This window comes from Bacillus sp. JS (assembly GCF_000259365.1).
Taxonomy (GTDB): domain Bacteria; phylum Bacillota; class Bacilli; order Bacillales; family Bacillaceae; genus Bacillus; species Bacillus stercoris.
This window is the reverse complement of the sequence record NC_017743.1, coordinates 2,222,153-2,239,181: the sequence shown is the minus strand read 5'-3', so window position 1 is coordinate 2,239,181 and position 17,029 is coordinate 2,222,153. Positions and strand designations below refer to the sequence as shown.

At 43.6% G+C, this 17,029-nt stretch carries 20 protein-coding genes, 1 other RNA gene and 1 riboswitch; of the genes, 18 read left to right on the top strand and 3 right to left on the bottom strand.

Annotated elements, in window-relative coordinates; translation table 11 throughout:
* Positions 1 to 4 precede the first annotated feature (4 nt).
* The 6 genes from MY9_RS21600 to MY9_RS11115 all read left to right on the top strand — a co-directional run bounded on the left by MY9_RS21600 (position 5) and on the right by MY9_RS11115 (position 3,152).
* Positions 5 to 133, top strand: a complete 129-nt coding sequence (locus tag MY9_RS21600) for a hypothetical protein (RefSeq protein WP_003230707.1) — start codon at positions 5 to 7, stop codon at positions 131 to 133.
* 82 nt (positions 134 to 215) lie between these two features.
* A complete protein-coding gene (gene cotD / locus MY9_RS11130; protein WP_040082809.1) occupies positions 216 to 440 on the top strand; it encodes a spore coat protein CotD in 225 nt (74 codons plus the stop codon).
* A gap of 89 nt (positions 441 to 529) precedes the next feature.
* Positions 530 to 1,072 carry a DUF1273 domain-containing protein gene (locus MY9_RS11125; RefSeq protein ID WP_014664364.1) on the top strand — a complete coding sequence of 181 codons (543 nt, stop codon included), beginning with the start codon at positions 530 to 532 and terminating at the stop codon, positions 1,070 to 1,072.
* 77 nt (positions 1,073 to 1,149) lie between these two features.
* A complete protein-coding gene (gpsB, locus tag MY9_RS11120; RefSeq protein ID WP_003225629.1) occupies positions 1,150 to 1,446 on the top strand; it encodes a cell division regulator GpsB in 297 nt (98 codons plus the stop codon).
* 65 nt (positions 1,447 to 1,511) lie between these two features.
* Positions 1,512 to 1,894: RNase P RNA component class B (gene rnpB, locus MY9_RS21170), an RNA gene on the top strand.
* A gap of 100 nt (positions 1,895 to 1,994) precedes the next feature.
* Positions 1,995 to 3,152, top strand: coding sequence for a THUMP domain-containing class I SAM-dependent RNA methyltransferase (locus tag MY9_RS11115; RefSeq protein WP_014664363.1), 1,158 nt, complete (start codon positions 1,995 to 1,997; stop codon positions 3,150 to 3,152).
* 52 nt (positions 3,153 to 3,204) lie between these two features.
* Here the strand turns inward: MY9_RS11115 and MY9_RS21165 are convergent, their stop codons facing one another.
* Positions 3,205 to 3,357 carry a YpzG family protein gene (locus MY9_RS21165; protein ID WP_010327933.1) on the bottom strand — a complete coding sequence of 51 codons (153 nt, stop codon included), beginning with the start codon at positions 3,355 to 3,357 and terminating at the stop codon, positions 3,205 to 3,207.
* A gap of 163 nt (positions 3,358 to 3,520) precedes the next feature.
* Here MY9_RS21165 and MY9_RS11110 point away from each other — a divergent pair, with 163 nt between their 5' ends.
* Positions 3,521 to 3,712, top strand: a complete 192-nt coding sequence (locus MY9_RS11110) for a hypothetical protein (RefSeq protein ID WP_014664362.1) — start codon at positions 3,521 to 3,523, stop codon at positions 3,710 to 3,712.
* 102 nt (positions 3,713 to 3,814) lie between these two features.
* A complete protein-coding gene (locus MY9_RS11105) occupies positions 3,815 to 5,740 on the top strand; it encodes an ATP-dependent DNA helicase (protein ID WP_014664361.1) in 1,926 nt (641 codons plus the stop codon).
* 41 nt (positions 5,741 to 5,781) lie between these two features.
* Here MY9_RS11105 and kduD read toward each other — a convergent pair whose 3' ends face one another.
* Entirely contained in the window at positions 5,782 to 6,546 is a 765-nt protein-coding gene (gene kduD, locus MY9_RS11100; protein WP_014664360.1) for a 2-dehydro-3-deoxy-D-gluconate 5-dehydrogenase KduD, read from the bottom strand.
* A gap of 1 nt (position 6,547) precedes the next feature.
* Positions 6,548 to 7,375, bottom strand: coding sequence for a 5-dehydro-4-deoxy-D-glucuronate isomerase (gene kduI / locus MY9_RS11095; protein WP_014664359.1), 828 nt, complete (start codon positions 7,373 to 7,375; stop codon positions 6,548 to 6,550).
* A 221-nt stretch (positions 7,376 to 7,596) separates the two neighbouring features.
* Here kduI and kdgR point away from each other — a divergent pair, with 221 nt between their 5' ends.
* The 10 genes from kdgR (at position 7,597) to fbpC (ending at position 16,944) form a co-directional block, all read left to right on the top strand.
* A complete protein-coding gene (gene kdgR / locus MY9_RS11090; RefSeq protein ID WP_014664358.1) occupies positions 7,597 to 8,616 on the top strand; it encodes a pectin utilization transcriptional regulator KdgR in 1,020 nt (339 codons plus the stop codon).
* 37 nt (positions 8,617 to 8,653) lie between these two features.
* Complete coding sequence (gene kdgK, locus MY9_RS11085) at positions 8,654 to 9,628, top strand: 2-dehydro-3-deoxygluconokinase (protein WP_014664357.1); 975 nt, start codon at positions 8,654 to 8,656, stop codon at positions 9,626 to 9,628.
* Position 9,629: 1 nt separating this feature from the next.
* Entirely contained in the window at positions 9,630 to 10,220 is a 591-nt protein-coding gene (eda, locus tag MY9_RS11080; protein WP_014664356.1) for a bifunctional 4-hydroxy-2-oxoglutarate aldolase/2-dehydro-3-deoxy-phosphogluconate aldolase, read from the top strand.
* Positions 10,221 to 10,264: 44 nt separating this feature from the next.
* Complete coding sequence (gene kdgT / locus MY9_RS11075) at positions 10,265 to 11,257, top strand: 2-keto-3-deoxygluconate transporter (RefSeq protein WP_014664355.1); 993 nt, start codon at positions 10,265 to 10,267, stop codon at positions 11,255 to 11,257.
* A gap of 111 nt (positions 11,258 to 11,368) precedes the next feature.
* Entirely contained in the window at positions 11,369 to 12,874 is a 1,506-nt protein-coding gene (gene ypwA, locus MY9_RS11070; protein WP_014664354.1) for a carboxypeptidase, read from the top strand.
* 140 nt (positions 12,875 to 13,014) lie between these two features.
* A riboswitch (purine riboswitch) is annotated at positions 13,015 to 13,115 on the top strand.
* Between the two features lie 90 nt (positions 13,116 to 13,205).
* The gene (gene xpt, locus MY9_RS11065; protein WP_014664353.1) at positions 13,206 to 13,790 is read left to right on the top strand and encodes a xanthine phosphoribosyltransferase; all 585 of its coding nucleotides are present in this window, start codon (positions 13,206 to 13,208) and stop codon (positions 13,788 to 13,790) included.
* Entirely contained in the window at positions 13,787 to 15,103 is a 1,317-nt protein-coding gene (pbuX, locus tag MY9_RS11060; RefSeq protein ID WP_014664352.1) for a xanthine permease PbuX, read from the top strand. The genes xpt and pbuX overlap by 4 nt, the downstream gene beginning before the upstream one ends.
* A 73-nt stretch (positions 15,104 to 15,176) precedes the next feature.
* Positions 15,177 to 16,274 carry a type III polyketide synthase BpsA gene (gene bpsA / locus MY9_RS11055; RefSeq protein WP_014664351.1) on the top strand — a complete coding sequence of 366 codons (1,098 nt, stop codon included), beginning with the start codon at positions 15,177 to 15,179 and terminating at the stop codon, positions 16,272 to 16,274.
* A gap of 3 nt (positions 16,275 to 16,277) precedes the next feature.
* Positions 16,278 to 16,784: an alkylpyrone methyltransferase gene (bpsB, locus tag MY9_RS11050; protein WP_014664350.1), complete on the top strand. Its 507-nt coding sequence runs from the start codon at positions 16,278 to 16,280 to the stop codon at positions 16,782 to 16,784.
* A 70-nt stretch (positions 16,785 to 16,854) separates the two neighbouring features.
* The gene (gene fbpC, locus MY9_RS21595; protein WP_100069434.1) at positions 16,855 to 16,944 is read left to right on the top strand and encodes a Fur-regulated basic protein FbpC; all 90 of its coding nucleotides are present in this window, start codon (positions 16,855 to 16,857) and stop codon (positions 16,942 to 16,944) included.
* Positions 16,945 to 17,029: the final 85 nt, after the last annotated feature.

Sequence of the window (17,029 nt, the reverse complement as noted above, 5' to 3'; positions counted from 1 at the left end):
TAAAATGACGTTAGTTATTTTTAAAGGGAGAGTTGGTATGTATAAGGGTGTTTTTTACTTGTTCTTTGTTGTGGTATTTTTGATTGCTTTTGTGTTTTCAAACTTTAAAGACAGCTTAATTGCACACTTTTAAAATAGGTTTTTGTATTAGAACATGTACCCCTTATGTTTCATAACCTAATATTGTAATAAAGTTATGGAAAGGGGATCTTATTATGTACCACTGCAGACCGCACGTGATGGCGCCGATTGTCCATCCTACGCATTGCTGTGAGCACCATACGTTTTCCAATACTGTCGTGCCGCATATTCATCCACAGCATACGACAAATGTAAATCACCATCATTTTGAGCATGTTCACTACTATCCACACACATACTCTAGCTATGATCCGACAACACATCAGCATTTTCAGGCAGGAAAACCTTGCTGCGATTAGTATTGAATCGTGCAGACTGATTGGTGTAACACGCAACATTAAAAATGGGGCCCTGAAGGGGACCCCATTTTTTAAAAGCAGGTGAAAACTTGAAAGTTTTGGCTATTACGGGATATAAACCGTTTGAATTGGGGATTTTTAAGCAGGATGATAAGGCGCTGTATTACATAAAAAAAGCGATTAAAAACCGGCTGATCGGATTTTTAGATGAGGGCTTAGAATGGATTTTAATTTCGGGACAGCTTGGAGCGGAGCTGTGGGCTGCTGAAGCTGCATATGATTTGCAGGAGGAATATCCTGATTTAAAGGTAGCTGTAATTACCCCTTTCTACGATCAGGACAAGAACTGGAAAGAGCCTAATAAAGAGCTCTACGAAGCTGTCCTGGCACAGGCTGACTACGAAGAAAGCCTGACTCACAGGCCGTATGAAAGCCCGCTTCAGTTTAAACAAAAAAATCAGTTTTTTATAGAAAAATCAGACGCCTTGATGCTGTTATATGATCCTGAAAAGGAAGGATCTCCAAAGTATATGCTTGAGGCGGCTGAAAAGAGACGCGAACGGGACGGGTATCCCATCTATTTTATCACGATGGATGACTTGAGAGTGACAGTGGAGGAAGACAGCTACTAACAAAGAGAGAGAAATTTGACAACCGTACAGATTTCTGAAAAAATATATGTGATGATTCACGATACGAGGTGAAAAAGATGCTTGCTGATAAAGTAAAGCTTTCTGCGAAAGAAATTTTGGAAAAAGAATTTAAAACAGGCGTTAGAGGCTACAAGCAAGAAGACGTTGACAAATTTTTAGATATGATTATTAAGGATTATGAAACCTTCCATCAAGAAATTGAAGAACTGCAGCAGGAAAATCTGCAGCTGAAAAAGCAGCTTGAAGAAGCTAGCAAGAAACAGCCTGTGCAATCTAACACAACAAATTTTGATATTTTAAAACGGCTGTCTAACTTAGAAAAACACGTTTTTGGCAGCAAGCTTTATGATTGATCGCGCTTGAAAAAAATGGCGCTTGTAAATTGTAATCAGTTGTTATATAATAATTCATGTTCTTAACGTTCGGGTAATCGCTGCAGATCTTGAATCTGTAGAGGAAAGTCCATGCTCGCACGGTGCTGAGATGCCCGTAGTGTTCGTGCCTAGCGAAGTCATAAGCTAGGGCAGCCTTTTAGGGGCTGACGGCAGGAAAAAAGCCTACGTCCTCTGGATATGGCTGAGTATCCTTGAAAGTGCCACAGTGACGAAGTCTCACTAGAAATGGTGAGAGTGGAACGCGGTAAACCCCTCGAGCGAGAAACCCAAATTTTGGTAGGGGAACCTTCTTAACGGAATTCAACGGAGAGAAGGACAGAATGCTTTCTGTAGATAGATGATTGCCGCCTGAGTACGAGGTGATAAGCCGTTTGCAGTACGACGGAACAAAACATGGCTTACAGAACGTTAGACCACTTACATTTAAAATGATGAAAACAAGCTCTCCCGTATAAGGAGAGCTTTTATCTTGAAATGAGAAAAGTTTTAAAAGACAGGGTGATACGATGAAGAAGTATACACTAATTGCAACGGCACCAATGGGTATTGAAGCTGTTGTCGCAAAGGAAGTACGAGATTTAGGATACGAATGCAAGGTTGATAACGGGAAAGTTATTTTTGAAGGTGATGCGCTCGCGATCTGCCGTGCAAACCTTTGGCTTAGAACAGCCGACCGCATAAAGGTTCAGGTTGCTTCTTTTAAAGCGAAAACATTTGATGAGCTGTTTGAAAAAACGAAAGCGATTAACTGGCGCTCATTTATACCTGAAAACGGGAAATTCCCTGTCATCGGAAAATCGGTAAAATCAACACTCGCAAGCGTTCCCGACTGTCAGCGGATTGTCAAAAAAGCAATTGTAGAAAAGCTCAAGCTGCAGTCCGGCAAAGCCAATGATTGGATTGAAGAAACAGGTGCCGAGTATAAAGTGGAAATTTCTTTATTGAAAGATCAGGCTCTTATTACACTGGACTCATCAGGGACAGGCCTTCACAAACGAGGATACCGTGTCGATCAGGGCGGTGCGCCAATTAAAGAAACACTTGCAGCTGCTTTGGTGCAATTAACCAATTGGACGCCGGACCGTCCGTTTGCCGATCCTTTCTGCGGTTCCGGAACAATCGCGATTGAAGCGGCATTAATCGGCCAAAACATCGCTCCGGGATTCAACCGCGATTTTGTTTCAGAGGATTGGGAATGGATCGGCAAAGACCTGTGGGACAAAGCGCGGCTTGAAGTCGAAGAAAAGGCAAACTATGACCAGCCGCTTACGATTTTCGCAAGCGATATAGACCACCGCATGGTTCAAATCGCTAAAGAAAATGCAGAGGAAGCTGGCTTGGGAGATTTCATCCAGTTCAAGCAGATGCAGGTCAAAGACTTCACAACGAATCTGGAGTTTGGCGTAATTGTCGGCAATCCGCCATATGGAGAGCGTCTCGGCGAGAAAAAAGCTGTTGAACAGATGTACAAAGAAATGGGGCAGGCGTTCGAGCCGCTTGATACTTGGTCTGTGTATATGCTGACATCAAATGAAAACTTTGAGGAAGCATATGGCAGAAAAGCAACGAAGAAACGCAAGCTCTTTAACGGGTTTATTAAAACGGATTATTATCAATATTGGTCAAAAGTAAGACCGCAGCGCAAGAAAACAGAAAACGAATAAAAAGAAGACGCTCTGCATGCGTCTTCTTTCATCTTTCAGCCATATTCTATCGTTACCAACGGTGAGCTTTCGCATTGCTTCTCAATATAATGTTGGTTTGGGACATTTCAGTGTGACCGTTTACTTGAGACTTAGAACGTTTAGGCCGCGTCCAATTGTGATGAAACAGTTCAGAATGCTGATCTAATCGGTTTCTATAACTCATGTCAACATCACTCCCTGATAGAATATTGTTGATAAGACGGATAATCCAAAGACGGAATATCAAGTGTAGTTTGTGCAAGTTTCGGGGATAACATGCGGTAAAGCATGTATATAAAATGAAAAGTTCGCATACAATGATGATTATTTCCATCAGAGGTGATCTCATGCTGAACAGCGAACATTTTAATCTTATTCAAAGGGCGCTTGACGCAACAGCAAACGAGCTAAAGGAGCTCGGGACTGATTCGTCTCCGTCTGTGATGTCGCATGCGCAAAATGATTTAGAAAAAGCGGTAGAACATATTTATTCAACAGACCATCCTTTTTTATCGTCGCATGTGATCAATCGCAAGTAAACTGCAAAAAACTTGGCAATGCCAAGTTTTTTTATTGTATTCATCAGCGGAAAATGATATTATTGGTGGTCTGAATGTCGAATAGTTGGGGGTTGGAACTAGGTGACAACATCACGTTTGCCTTTTTCTTTAACGAAAACAAAGAATTTTTATGAAGAATTGAACAATTGGATTGGTGACGTGTTTTACGATATCCTTCCCGAAAAAGGGTTTGATCTTCGGGATGAGCAAGTATTTATGGCTTTTCAGCTTGAGCGGGCGTTTAAAGAGAAGAAAGTCATGTTCGCCGAAGCTGGAGTGGGAACGGGGAAAACGCTGGTTTATCTTCTGTTTGCGATCAGCTATGCAAGGTATGTCGGCAAACCGGCCATCATTGCTTGTGCCGATGAAACATTAATCGAACAGCTGGTGAAAAAAGAGGGCGATATTTCAAAGCTGGCTGAGCATCTTGATCTGAAAATTGATACAAGGCTGTCAAAATCACATGAGCAATATTTATGCTTGAAGAAGCTTGAAAAAACAATGCAGCGTTCTGATGATGATAAATGGCTGGATCTTTATGAATCGTTACCGTCATTTGTCCATGAGTCACAGGCGATGCAGCGCTTTTATCCGTATGGCGACCGTAAGCAGTACGCAAATCTATCAAATGAAGAATGGTCTGACGTAAGCTACGACTCGTTTCAGGACTGTCTGACTTGTGATATGAGACACAGATGCGGCCTGACGCTTTCCAGAGATTACTACCGCAAGTCAACGGACTTAATCATATGTTCTCATGATTTTTATATGGAGCATGTATGGACGGAAGAATCACGCAAACGAGAAGGACAGCTGCCGCTTTTGCCTGATCATAGTGCAGTTGTATTTGATGAAGGGCATTTGCTAGAGTTTGCTGCACAAAAAGCGCTTACCTACAGAGTGAAGCAGTCTACACTTGAATTGTTTTTAGAACGTTTGCTGCAAAATGACATCAGAGAAGAGTTTGCAGAATTGATTGAAGATGCACTTGCTGCAAACGACGAATTTTTCTATGTTCTTTCTGAAGAATCAAAAGAAGTAGCCGGTTCACACCGTTTAGAAATAAAAAATGACCAGCGTGTCAAAAAGACGGCGGACGAGCTTTGCCGTTTACTTGATAAAATCGGTGAGGCACTTGTATTCGAGTCTGAAATGTACACGATTGATCAATACGAGCTGTCAGTTGTAGAAGAGTATGTTGAACAAATGGCGTATTCATTATCTCTATATCAAAAGGACGCGATCAGCTGGCTGGAGAAAAAGGAAGCAGAATCCACTTTTGTCGTGATGCCGAGAACGGTAGCAGAAGTACTTGGCGAAAAGGTGTTTTCTAAGAAAATCCCTTATATCTTCTCGTCTGCTACGTTGTCAGAAGGCGGTTCATTTGATTATATTGCCGACAGTCTCGGGATTCATGATTATTTGTCATTAACTGTTGATTCCCCTTATGATTATGACGAGCAAATGACTGTTAATCTATACACAAAAACAGACATGGCGGCTGAACAAAAAGCGGCTGAGACGATTGAAACAATCAAACGTTACAAAGGTAGAACCCTTGTGCTATTCCCTTCTTTTGAAGAATTAAACGAGTTTAAAGAGCTGTCGGCTGCATGGGAGCTGCCGTATCCGATTTTCTTTGAAGGTGATGAAGAAATCAGCAGCTTAGTGGAGAAATTCCAAGAGGAAGAGGAAACAGTACTTTGTTCGGTTCACTTATGGGAAGGACTCGATATTCCTGGTGACGCATTGAGGAATGTTACAATTTGGTCATTGCCATTCCCGCCTCATGACCCTGTATTTACTGCGAAACGCAACGGAGCGAAAAAAGATCCGTTCGAAGAAGTGGATCTGCCATATATGTTGTTACGCGTACGGCAGGGCATCGGGCGTCTGATTCGCTCGAATCAAGACAGCGGCTCGATTCACATTTACGCTGGCGGAGAAAATGAACGCATCATTGATGAGGTCAAAAAGGTCCTGCCTGTTGAACCGCATATGATGTAATAGGAAAAGCTGACGATCTTGTTCGTCAGCTTTTTTCATTGTCAGCGGGATAGCCAGCCTCCATCAACAGCTAAGATATGTCCATTCACATAATCTGAAGCACGTGACGCCAAAAAGACTGCTGTCCCTCCGATATCATCCGCTTGGCCCCAGCGGCCGGCAGGAATTCTTTTTAAAATGTCCTCATTTCGCTTTTCATCATCCCGAATAGGCTTTGTATTCGCAGTAGAAATATAGCCTGGGGCGATTGCATTGACCTGAATGCCCGATGCTGCCCACTCATTTGCAAAGGATTTTGTCAAACCGGCAACAGCGTGTTTGCTCGCGGTGTAAGCAGGAACGAGTATCCCACCTTGAAAAGACAGGAGAGAGGCGATATTAATTATCTTTCCATAACCTCTTTTCAGCATGTGTCTGCCTGCCAGCTGTGTCAGAATAAACAAGCTGTTTAGATTGACATTCAGTACGTGCTGCCAGTTCTCTTCTGCAAAATGTTCCGCTTTTTCTCGATGAATAATACCCGCATTATTGACAAGAATGTCGATCTGCCTGTTTTCAAACAGCTCAGCTGCAGAATTCTTGATTGCTTCCGGCTTGCTCATGTCCAATGTAAAAGATGTAAATGTCCGGCCTTCCTGTTCCACAAGCTGCTGTGTTTCAGACAGACTGCTTGTATGTGATGTGCCGATAATATCAGCCCCAGCCCCGGCCAGCGCTTTGGCAATTCCTTGACCGATCCCTGTTCCCGGGCCTGTCACCAGCGCTGTTTTTCCTTCTAGTGAAAAGGCGTCATGCAGATAACCCATCTTATTTCAGCCCATCCATCGGAATGAGATCCATGTCCGTAAAAGTATAATTTTCTCCAGCCATTGCCCACACAAAGCTGTAATTTGATGTTCCTGCGCCAGAATGAATAGACCAGGCGGGGGAAAGGACAGCCTGCTCATTACCAACCACAAGGTGGCGTGTTTCGTCCGGCTGGCCCATGAAATGAAACACCTTTGAGTCCTTTTCAAGATCCAGGTAAAGATAAGCCTCCATCCGACGGTCATGAACGTGTGCCGGCATGGTATTCCAGTTGTTGTTTTGATCTAACATCGTTATTCCCATCATCAGCTGGCAGCTTTTAATGCCATCCTGATGTATGACTTTGTACAGGCTTCTGACATTAGACGCTGCATCATCACCAAGGCGGTCCGGTGTCAGTTCAGATAGGGCGGCTTTTTGTGTCGGATAGCTTTTGTGGGCGCAGGAGGAGACGAAGTAAAACTTCGCTTTTTCCCCGTTCAGGCTTGAAAACGATACATTCTGATTGCCCATTCCAATATAGAGAAAATCCTTTGTTTGAAGCACATATTCATCATCGCCAACCCTGACAGCACCAGGCTGGCCGACATTAATAATCCCGATTTCACGCCGTTCCAAAAAGAAGTCTGTTTTTAGAAAATCACCTGCATCAAGCTTCAGTTCACTTTGCCCTGGAGCCGCTCCGCCGATGACAACCCGGTCTTCGTGTGAGTAATACATCGTAAGCTTGTTTTCCGTAAATAAAGGATCCATTAAGAAATGACTGCGAAGTTCCTCTGTTGTAAAGCGTTTTACGTGTTCAGGGTGTACAGAATAACGATTTTCCATTATATTTCCCCCTTGGTTAGGATTTCAGCATCACTTGAATGAAAACATTTTGGTAACGGTTTCAAAGAAAATTTTAGGATAAATAGTGAAAAGAGTCAACGGAAAAATAATGAATTGACACATTATTAAAAAAACTCTTTCCAAATGTTAAAATTATGGTATTCTTTTGTTGTAACGGTTTTGAAATCGGTTTCAAATATATGAGATACAGGAGCACTTGAATGAAAAAGAAAACAACAGGCCATATGACCATCAAAGATGTAGCTGAATATGCAGGAGTTTCGAAATCGACAGTTTCCCGCTATATTAACGGGAAAATTGACGCGATTTCTCCTGAAAAAGTGAAAAACATTAAAAAGGCAATCGCAGAATTGAATTATCGGCCGAGTAAAATGGCCCAAGGTTTGAAAATAAAAAAAAGCAAGTTAATCGGATTTGTTGTGGCTGACATTACAAATCCTTTTTCGGTCGCTGCTTTCAGGGGAGTCGAAGAGGTTTGTGATCAATATGGATACAGCATTATGGTGTGCAACACAGATAACAGTCCTGAAAAAGAGCGGGAAATGCTCTTAAAGCTAAAAGCCCATTCGGTTGAGGGCCTGATTTTAAACGCAACCGGGGAAAACAAGGATTTACTGCGCGCTTTTGCTGAACAGCACATTCCAACGATCTTAATTGACCGGAAACTGCCGGATCTGAAACTGGATACCGTAACGACTGATAACAGATGGATCACAAAAGAGATTCTTCAGAAGATTTACAGCAAAGGGTATACTGATGTCGCGCTGTTTACAGAACCAATTTCCTCTATCAGCCCTCGTGCAGAAAGAGCAGCTGTGTATCAGGAAATGGCTGCGGTTCAAAATGTGAACGGGCTTGTCAAAATGTATGAAATTGACGTAAAGGACAAGGAGCAGCTTAAGGCGGCGCTTCGTTCCTTTCACAAGGAGATGCCGGGGCAAAAAAAAGCGATTCTGGCTTTGAATGGCTTGATTATGCTGAAAATCATCAGTTGTATGGAAGAGCTTGGCCTGCGCATTCCTCAAGATATAGGGATTGCAGGGTTCGATGACACGGAATGGTACAAACTGATCGGTCCAGGCATTACAACGATCGCCCAGCCGTCACATGATATGGGCAGGACGGCGATGGAACGTGTATTAAAAAGGATTGAAGGTGACAAAGGAGCGCCTCAAACCATTGAATTGGAGGCAAAAGTCATCATGAGAAAGTCACTTTAATCCTAGGTGCCCTCAACTAAGAGGAGGTTGGGAAGAGATGAAGCTTGATGCGGTGACATTCGGAGAATCAATGGCCATGTTTTACGCAAATGAGTATGGAGGCCTTCATGAAGTATCCACTTTTTCTAAAGGGCTTGCCGGAGCAGAAAGCAATGTCGCCTGCGGCCTTGCCAGACTCGGATTTCGAATGGGATGGATGAGCAAGGTCGGCAATGATCAGCTCGGAACGTTTATTGTACAGGAACTTAAAAAAGAGGGAGTGGATGTGTCCCGCGTGATCCGCTCGCAGGACGAAAATCCCACCGGGCTGCTGCTGAAGTCAAAAGTGAAGGAAGGTGACCCGCAAGTTACCTACTATAGGAAAAACTCAGCTGCAAGCACATTAACTTTTACTGAATATCCAAAAGATTATTTTCAATGCGCAGGCCATTTGCATGTGACAGGCATTCCGCCTGCCTTATCAGCTGATATGAAAGACTTCACGTATCATGTCATGAACGACATGAGAAACGCCGGGAAAACCATTTCATTCGACCCTAATTTAAGGCCTTCGCTTTGGCCTGATCAAGCAACAATGATACACACAATCAATGATTTGGCTGGGCTTGCAGACTGGTTTTTTCCGGGGATCACAGAGGGAGAGCTATTGACCGGAGAAAAAACACCTGAAGGTATTGCTGATTATTATCTGAAAAAAGGAGTCAGCTTTGTTGCTATTAAACTTGGCAAAGAAGGCGCTTACTTTAAAACGGGGACAAGTGAAGGATTTCTAGTAGGCTTCCCAGTCGACCGGGTGGTTGATACAGTCGGCGCCGGAGACGGATTTGCAGTCGGTGTAATCAGCGGTATCCTAGATGGTTTGTCGTACAAGGATGCGGTGCAAAGGGGAAATGCGATTGGCGCTTTGCAAGTCCAGGCACCGGGGGATATGGACGGTTTGCCGACCAGGGAGAAATTAGCTTCTTTTTTATCTGCTCAAAGAACGGTTCACCAAAAGAAAGGGGATTATTAATATGGAGTCCAAAATCGTTGAAAACCGTCTGCAAGAAGCCAAGCTGATTGCAGTCATTCGCTCAAAGGATAAACAGGATGCCTGTCAGCAGATTGAGAGTTTATTAGATAAAGGGATTCGTGCAGTTGAAGTGACGTATACGACGCCCGGGGCATCAGATATTATCGAAACCTTCCGTAATAGAGACGATATTTTAATTGGCGCGGGCACGGTCATCACCGCGCAGCAAGCTGGGGAAGCTGCTGAGGCTGGCGCACAGTTTATTGTCAGTCCGGGTTTTTCAGCTGATCTTGCTGAGCACCTTTCTTTTGTAAAAACACATTATATCCCCGGCGTCCTGACTCCAAGCGAAATTATGGAAGCGTTGACATGCGGTTTTACTACATTAAAACTGTTCCCAAGCGGTGTATTTGGCCTTCCGTTTATGAAAAGTTTAGCGGGCCCTTTCCCGCAGGTGACCTTTATTCCGACAGGCGGGATTCATCCGTCTGAAGTGCCGGATTGGCTTAGAGCCGGAGCTGGCGCCGTCGGTGTCGGCAGCCAGCTGGGCAGCTGTTCAAAAGAGGATTTACAGGCTGTTTTCCAAGTGTAAGGGGTATTGTTTTTTCATAACCGGAGGATGGGAGAATCCACAATATGAAAATCAAGGCGACAATTGAACGGGTACCTGGCGGAATGATGATTATTCCGCTATTTCTTGGAGCGGCGCTCAACACGTTTGCTCCTGGAACAGCAGAGTTCTTTGGAGGTTTTACGGGTGCTTTGATTACTGGAACGCTGCCGATACTGGGTGTTTTTATCTTTTGCGTAGGAGCAACGATTGATTTTCGTTCCTCAGGCTACATCGCAAGAAAAGGAATCACGTTATTATTGGGGAAGGTCGGATTTGCAGCGCTGCTCGGCGTGATCGCAGCGCAATTTATACCTGACGAAGGCATACAATCCGGCTTTTTTGCAGGCCTTTCTGTTTTAGCAATTGTCGCGGTAATGAATGAAACGAACGGCGGACTGTATTTGGCGCTTATGAACCATATGGGAAGAAAAGAGGATGCGGGCGCTTTCGCCTTCATTAGTACAGAATCAGGTCCTTTTATGACCATGGTGACGTTTGGTGTGACGGGACTTGCCGCATTCCCATGGGAAACGCTGGCAGCGACAGTCATCCCGTTTTTGCTCGGATGTATACTTGGAAATCTGGATCATGATCTCAGGGACTTATTCAGCAAGGTTGTGCCAGCGATCATTCCATTTTTCGCCTTTTCGCTCGGCAATACCTTGAATTTTGGAATGCTGATTCAATCAGGGCTGCTCGGCATTTTTATCGGAGTTTCTGTCGTCATTTTATCGGGCAGCTCCTTGTTTTTGCTTGATCGTTTTGTTGCGCGGGGGGACGGTGTCGCGGGTGTGGCCGCTTCTTCTACGGCGGGGGCTGCTGTAGCTGTCCCATACGCATTAGCGGAAGCGAATGCCTCATTTGCCCCAGTTGCTGAATCGGCAACTGCAATTATAGCGACAAGCGTTATTGTCACCTCGCTCTTAACCCCGCTGGCAACAGTGTGGGTGGATAAAAAAATCAAACGGAAAAAGAGGAGAACACCTCCGCCAAAAAATCAAATGACGATCAACTGAATAAAAAGGCTGCCGCCAAACGTACCGGCAGCCTTTTGTACAAACAATTTGACTTTCATTCCCCCTTCCATTAGCCTGTAATGGAACGGCTAGAATAGGGAGGGAATGGATATGGAGATACATACATATGAAAAGGAATTTTTTGATCTTTTAAAACGAATTTCACATTACAGCGAAGCAGTCGCGTTAATGCACTGGGACTCCAGAACTGGCGCGCCGAAAAACGGCTCAGAGGACCGGGCTGAAAGCATCGGCCAGCTTTCAACAGATATATTCAATATTCAGACATCCGATCGAATGAAAGAGCTAATCGATGCCTTGTATGAACGATTTGATGACTTGTCAGAAGATACGAAAAAAGCGGTTGAACTGGCGAAAAAAGAGTATGAAGAGAATAAGAAAATCCCTGAGGCTGAATACAAAGAATACGTGATTCTGTGTTCAAAGGCAGAAACAGCGTGGGAGGAAGCGAAGGGAAAATCTGATTTCAGCTTGTTTTCTCCTTATTTAGAACAGCTGATTGAATGTAATAAACGTTTTATTACGTACTGGGGATATCAAGAGCATCCTTATGATGCATTGCTTGATTTGTTTGAGCCCGGTGTTACGGTAAAGGTGCTTGATCAGCTGTTTGCTGAGCTGAAGGAAGCGATTATCCCTCTTGTTAAACAGGTGACAGCTTCCGGAAATAAACCAGTTACAAGCTTTATTACAAAAGCGTTCCCGAAAAAAAAGCAAAAAGAGCTCAGTCTGTATTTTTTACAGGAGCTTGGCTACGATTTTGATGGCGGAAGACTTGATGAAACCGTTCATCCGTTTGCAACTACGCTGAACCGGGGAGACGTTCGAGTCACGACGAGATATGATGAAAAAGATTTTCGGACGGCAATCTTTGGCACCATTCATGAGTGCGGGCACGCGATATACGAGCAAAATATTGATGAAGCACTGAGCGGCACGAACTTGTCAGACGGTGCATCTATGGGAATTCATGAATCTCAATCATTATTTTACGAGAATTTTATCGGCCGCAACAAGCATTTTTGGACACCGTACTATAAGAAAATTCAAGAGGCATCACCTGAACAGTTCAAGGACATCTCCCTGGATGATTTTGTCCGGGCAATCAATGAATCAAAACCTTCATTTATCAGGGTTGAGGCTGATGAATTGACATATCCTCTTCATATCATCATTCGTTATGAAATTGAAAAAGCGATTTTCAGCAATGAAGTGTCTGTAGAAGAACTGCCGTCGCTTTGGAATCAAAAATACCAGGATTATTTAGGGATTACACCGCAGACGGATGCAGAGGGGATTTTACAGGACGTCCATTGGGCAGGAGGAGATTTCGGTTACTTCCCATCCTATGCGCTCGGCTACATGTATGCGGCTCAGCTGAAACAAAAAATGCTTGAGGATCTCCCTGAATTTGACGCTCTCTTAGAAAGAGGGGAATTTCATCCGATAAAGCAATGGCTGACGGAAAAGGTGCATATTCATGGAAAACGGAAAAAGCCGTTAGACATTATTAAAGATGCGACAGGAGAAGAACTGAACGTTCGCTATTTAATTGACTATTTATCAACCAAATATTCAAATCTCTATTTGGCATAATCAAAGCCTGGCGGCGCGGCCGCCAGGCTTTTTATGATCGGATTCCTTTTAAATACGAATGATATCTAAAATAAAGAAAATAAAGTTCGGAAATTTTCACTTTCAGCCTATGCAAGAGATTAGAATCTTGATATAATTTATTACAATATCATAGGAACACTCATATAATCGCGTGGATATGGCACGCAAGTTTCTACCGGGCACCGTAAATGTTCCGACTATGGGTGAGCAATGGAACCGCATATGTACGGTTTTTTGTTATATCAGCATTGCTTGCTCTTTATTTGAGCGGGCAATGCTTTTTTTATTCTCATAACGGAGGTAAGACTGGATGGAAGCACTGAAAAGGAAGATAGAGGAAGAAGGCGCCGTATTATCAAATCAAGTATTGAAAGTGGATTCTTTTTTGAATCACCAAATTGATCCGCTGCTTATGCAGAAAATTGGTGACGAATTTGCGACCAGGTTTGCACAAGACGGTATTACCAAAATTGTGACAATCGAATCATCAGGTATCGCTCCAGCTGTAATGACTGGCTTGAAGCTGGGTGTGCCCGTTGTCTTCGCGAGAAAGCATCAATCATTAACACTCACCGACAACTTGCTGACAGCGTCCGTTTATTCCTTTACGAAGCAAACAGAAAGCCAAATCGCAGTGTCTGGGACCCACCTGTCGGATCAGGACCATGTGCTGATTATCGATGATTTTTTGGCAAATGGACAGGCAGCGCACGGACTCGCGTCAATTGTGAAGCAAGCGGGTGCTTCTATTGCAGGAATTGGCATTGTGATTGAAAAGTCATTTCAGCCGGGAAGAGATGAACTTGTAAAACTGGGCTACCGAGTGGAATCTTTGGCAAGAATTCGGTCTTTAGAAGAAGGGAAAGTGTCCTTCGTACAGGAGGTTCATTCATGAAAAATGGATTCGGCAAAACGCTGTCATTAGGGATTCAGCATGTTCTTGCCATGTATGCCGGTGCCATTGTCGTTCCTCTGATTGTCGGAAAAGCAATGGGACTGACTGTCGAACAGCTGACCTACTTAGTATCGATTGATATTTTTATGTGCGGTGTGGCTACACTTCTGCAAGTATGGAGCAACCGCTTTTTCGGGATCGGACTTCCGGTAGTGCTTGGCTGTACATTTACAGCTGTATCGCCGATGATTGCAATTGGATCTGAATACGGGGTTTCAACGGTTTACGGAAGCATTATTGCTTCAGGCATTCTAGTGATACTTATTTCATTTTTCTTTGGAAAGCTCGTCTCGTTTTTTCCGCCGGTTGTGACAGGCTCTGTTGTTACGATTATCGGTATTACTTTGATGCCGGTTGCCATGAATAACATGGCCGGCGGAGAAGGAAGTGCAGATTTCGGAGATCTCTCCAACCTTGCCCTTGCTTTTATCGTTTTGAGTATCATTGTGCTTCTATACCGTTTTACAAAAGGCTTTATCAAGTCCGTCTCGATTTTGATCGGTATTTTGATTGGGACCTTCATCGCTTATTTTATGGGGAAAGTTCAATTTGATAATGTGTCGGATGCGGCAGTTGTACAAATGATTCAGCCATTTTACTTCGGAGCGCCGTCTTTTCATGCAGCGCCTATCATTACGATGTCCATCGTTGCGATTGTCAGTCTTGTGGAGTCTACAGGTGTTTACTTCGCCTTAGGTGACCTGACAAACCGCCGTTTGACAGAGAGAGATTTGTCTAAAGGCTATCGCGCTGAAGGGCTGGCTGTGCTTCTGGGCGGTATTTTTAACGCTTTTCCTTACACGGCATTCTCTCAAAATGTCGGGCTTGTTCAGCTCACAGGAATCAAAAAAAATGCTGTCATTGTGGTCACAGGTGTGATCTTAATGGCATTCGGGCTGTTTCCAAAGATCGCTGCTTTCACGACGATTATTCCATCTGCCGTTTTGGGTGGTGCAATGGTGGCGATGTTTGGAATGGTGATCGCTTACGGAATTAAAATGCTTAGCCGCATTGAATTTGCGAAACAGGAAAATCTGCTGATTGTTGCCTGCTCAGTGGGTTTGGGACTCGGTGTGACCGTTGTGCCGGATATTTTCAAACAGCTTCCGAGTGCACTTACGCTTCTTACAACGAATGGCATTGTAGCGGGCAGCTTCACTGCAGTTGTCCTAAATATTGTATATAACGTATTTTCTAAAGCCAAAAAAACAGAACAAGAAGCTGACCTTACGGAACAAAAAACAGCAGTCTAACTCCGCCGCGGCGGAGTTTTTTTTGCATATAAAAAAGATCGTTGCGGCACAATGTATGCAAAGAGGTGATTGCATGGCGTTTATTTTATCCATTGGAACAAGTCTTCCTGTATATGATGTAAATCAAGAGAAAGCGGCTGAGTTCGCCCGCTATATGTTTCAGCATTCCTTTAAGGATATTGACCGGCTGTTATCCTCCTTTAAAAACGGGCAAATCCATTCGAGACAGTTTGTTAAGCCGATTGAATGGTATAAAGAGGAGCACAGCTTTGAAGAAAAAAATCAAATATACATAGAAGAAACACTTAAGCACAGCAGGGAGGCTGTTCGTGAGTGCCTCTCTCACCCTGAATTTGTTCAAGAAGCCATTCCTTATGAGAAAGTGGAAGCGGTTTTTTTCGTCTCCAGCACAGGTCTTTCCACACCGAGTATCGAGGCGCGGCTTATGAATGAACTTCCGTTTTCTCCATATACGAAGCGGATTCCGATTTGGGGGCTTGGCTGTGCAGGAGGAGCCAGCGGACTTGCGCGTGCAGCCGAATACTGCAAAGCGTATCCTGAGGCTTTTGTGCTTGTCATTGCTGCCGAGCTGTGCAGCCTGACATTCCAGCCGGAAGATAAAACGAAAAGCAATCTGATCGGCACCTCGCTATTTGGTGACGGCGTTGCCGCAGCATTATTATGCGGAGAGAAGGCAGACCGCACGGTGTCAAAACTGAAGCTTGCCCCGAAGATAACAGACTCCCAATCTGTTTTGATGAAACAATCAGAAGATATCATGGGCTGGGACTTTACCGATCAAGGATTCAAAGTCATTTTCTCACGAGATATACCAACTTTGGTAGAAAATTGGCTCAAAACAAATGTACAGATTTTTTTGGACAAACATCGGCTGTCATTCCGTGATATCAGTGTTTTTTTGGCGCATCCAGGCGGAAAAAAAGTGATCGACGCATACATCAAAAGTCTTGGACTGTCGTCAGAAATGCTTTCATCAGCGCAAAACATATTGCGAAAGCACGGAAATATGTCTTCAGCCACAATCTTGTATGTGGTCAAAGACCATCTGCAGAACGGACATAAAAAGGAAGCTGAACGGGGACTGATTGGCGCATTAGGACCGGGTTTCTCATCAGAACTGCTATTATTCAGCTGGGAAAAGGGGGCTTGACTTATGTTTTGGTTGTTGATCGCCATTCTCATTGTTCAAAGAGCAGCAGAAATGGCAGTGGCCAGACAAAATGAACAAAAGGTAAAGAAGCAAGGAGCAATTGAATTTGGCGAGAGCCACTATCCGTATATCATTACGATGCATATCCTTTTTTTCCTGTCCTTAATTGCCGAAGTGCTGCTGATGAATAAACAGCCGTCAAGCTGGTGGATCGGTATCGCCGCAGTTATTTTAAGTGTACAGGCAGTGCGATATTGGGCGCTTTGTTCCTTAGGAGCATATTGGAATACGAAAATCCTTGTCGTTCCAGGTGCAGAGCTTGTAAAAAAAGGTCCTTATAAATGGATGAAACACCCAAACTATGCTGTTGTTATACTTGAAATTTTGCTGATTCCGCTGCTTTATCAAGCGTATGTCACCATGTGTCTGTTTTCCATTTTAAATGCCGTGTTGTTAACCGTCAGAATTCGCGCAGAAGACAAGGCATTACAGGAATACAGTGTAAAATAGCGATTGAAAATCATTCTCACTCATGTTAAAATGAATTTGAAAAAGATTCTCAATCAGGATGGTGAATCAAATGACAATGCTGTTTTTGCTCGGAGCGGTTTGTACATATAGTGTATTAATTGGTTTTGTATTAAAAGGAATCTCTAATAAATCTGTTTGATGAATCTGGAACTTGTAAAAGTTGCAGATTTTCTTTTATAGAAGCTGCCGTAATGGCGGCTTTTTTCTATTCTCCTAAAGAAATT

What these genes read in the sequence shown, in the direction of transcription:
- MY9_RS21600 (WP_003230707.1), top strand. Translation starts at nt 5, where the DNA reads ATGACGTTAGTTATTTTTAAAGGGAGAGTTGGTATGTATAAGGGTGTT.
- cotD (WP_040082809.1), top strand. Translation starts at nt 216, where the DNA reads ATGTACCACTGCAGACCGCACGTGATGGCGCCGATTGTCCATCCTACG.
- gpsB (WP_003225629.1), top strand. Translation starts at nt 1,150, where the DNA reads ATGCTTGCTGATAAAGTAAAGCTTTCTGCGAAAGAAATTTTGGAAAAA.
- MY9_RS11115 (WP_014664363.1), top strand. Translation starts at nt 1,995, where the DNA reads ATGAAGAAGTATACACTAATTGCAACGGCACCAATGGGTATTGAAGCT.
- MY9_RS21165 (WP_010327933.1), bottom strand. Translation starts at nt 3,357, where the DNA reads ATGAGTTATAGAAACCGATTAGATCAGCATTCTGAACTGTTTCATCAC.
- MY9_RS11110 (WP_014664362.1), top strand. Translation starts at nt 3,521, where the DNA reads ATGCTGAACAGCGAACATTTTAATCTTATTCAAAGGGCGCTTGACGCA.
- kduD (WP_014664360.1), bottom strand. Translation starts at nt 6,546, where the DNA reads ATGGGTTATCTGCATGACGCCTTTTCACTAGAAGGAAAAACAGCGCTG.
- kduI (WP_014664359.1), bottom strand. Translation starts at nt 7,375, where the DNA reads ATGGAAAATCGTTATTCTGTACACCCTGAACACGTAAAACGCTTTACA.
- kdgR (WP_014664358.1), top strand. Translation starts at nt 7,597, where the DNA reads ATGAAAAAGAAAACAACAGGCCATATGACCATCAAAGATGTAGCTGAA.
- kdgK (WP_014664357.1), top strand. Translation starts at nt 8,654, where the DNA reads ATGAAGCTTGATGCGGTGACATTCGGAGAATCAATGGCCATGTTTTAC.
- eda (WP_014664356.1), top strand. Translation starts at nt 9,630, where the DNA reads ATGGAGTCCAAAATCGTTGAAAACCGTCTGCAAGAAGCCAAGCTGATT.
- kdgT (WP_014664355.1), top strand. Translation starts at nt 10,265, where the DNA reads ATGAAAATCAAGGCGACAATTGAACGGGTACCTGGCGGAATGATGATT.
- ypwA (WP_014664354.1), top strand. Translation starts at nt 11,369, where the DNA reads ATGGAGATACATACATATGAAAAGGAATTTTTTGATCTTTTAAAACGA.
- xpt (WP_014664353.1), top strand. Translation starts at nt 13,206, where the DNA reads ATGGAAGCACTGAAAAGGAAGATAGAGGAAGAAGGCGCCGTATTATCA.
- pbuX (WP_014664352.1), top strand. Translation starts at nt 13,787, where the DNA reads ATGAAAAATGGATTCGGCAAAACGCTGTCATTAGGGATTCAGCATGTT.
- bpsA (WP_014664351.1), top strand. Translation starts at nt 15,177, where the DNA reads ATGGCGTTTATTTTATCCATTGGAACAAGTCTTCCTGTATATGATGTA.
- bpsB (WP_014664350.1), top strand. Translation starts at nt 16,278, where the DNA reads ATGTTTTGGTTGTTGATCGCCATTCTCATTGTTCAAAGAGCAGCAGAA.
- fbpC (WP_100069434.1), top strand. Translation starts at nt 16,855, where the DNA reads ATGACAATGCTGTTTTTGCTCGGAGCGGTTTGTACATATAGTGTATTA.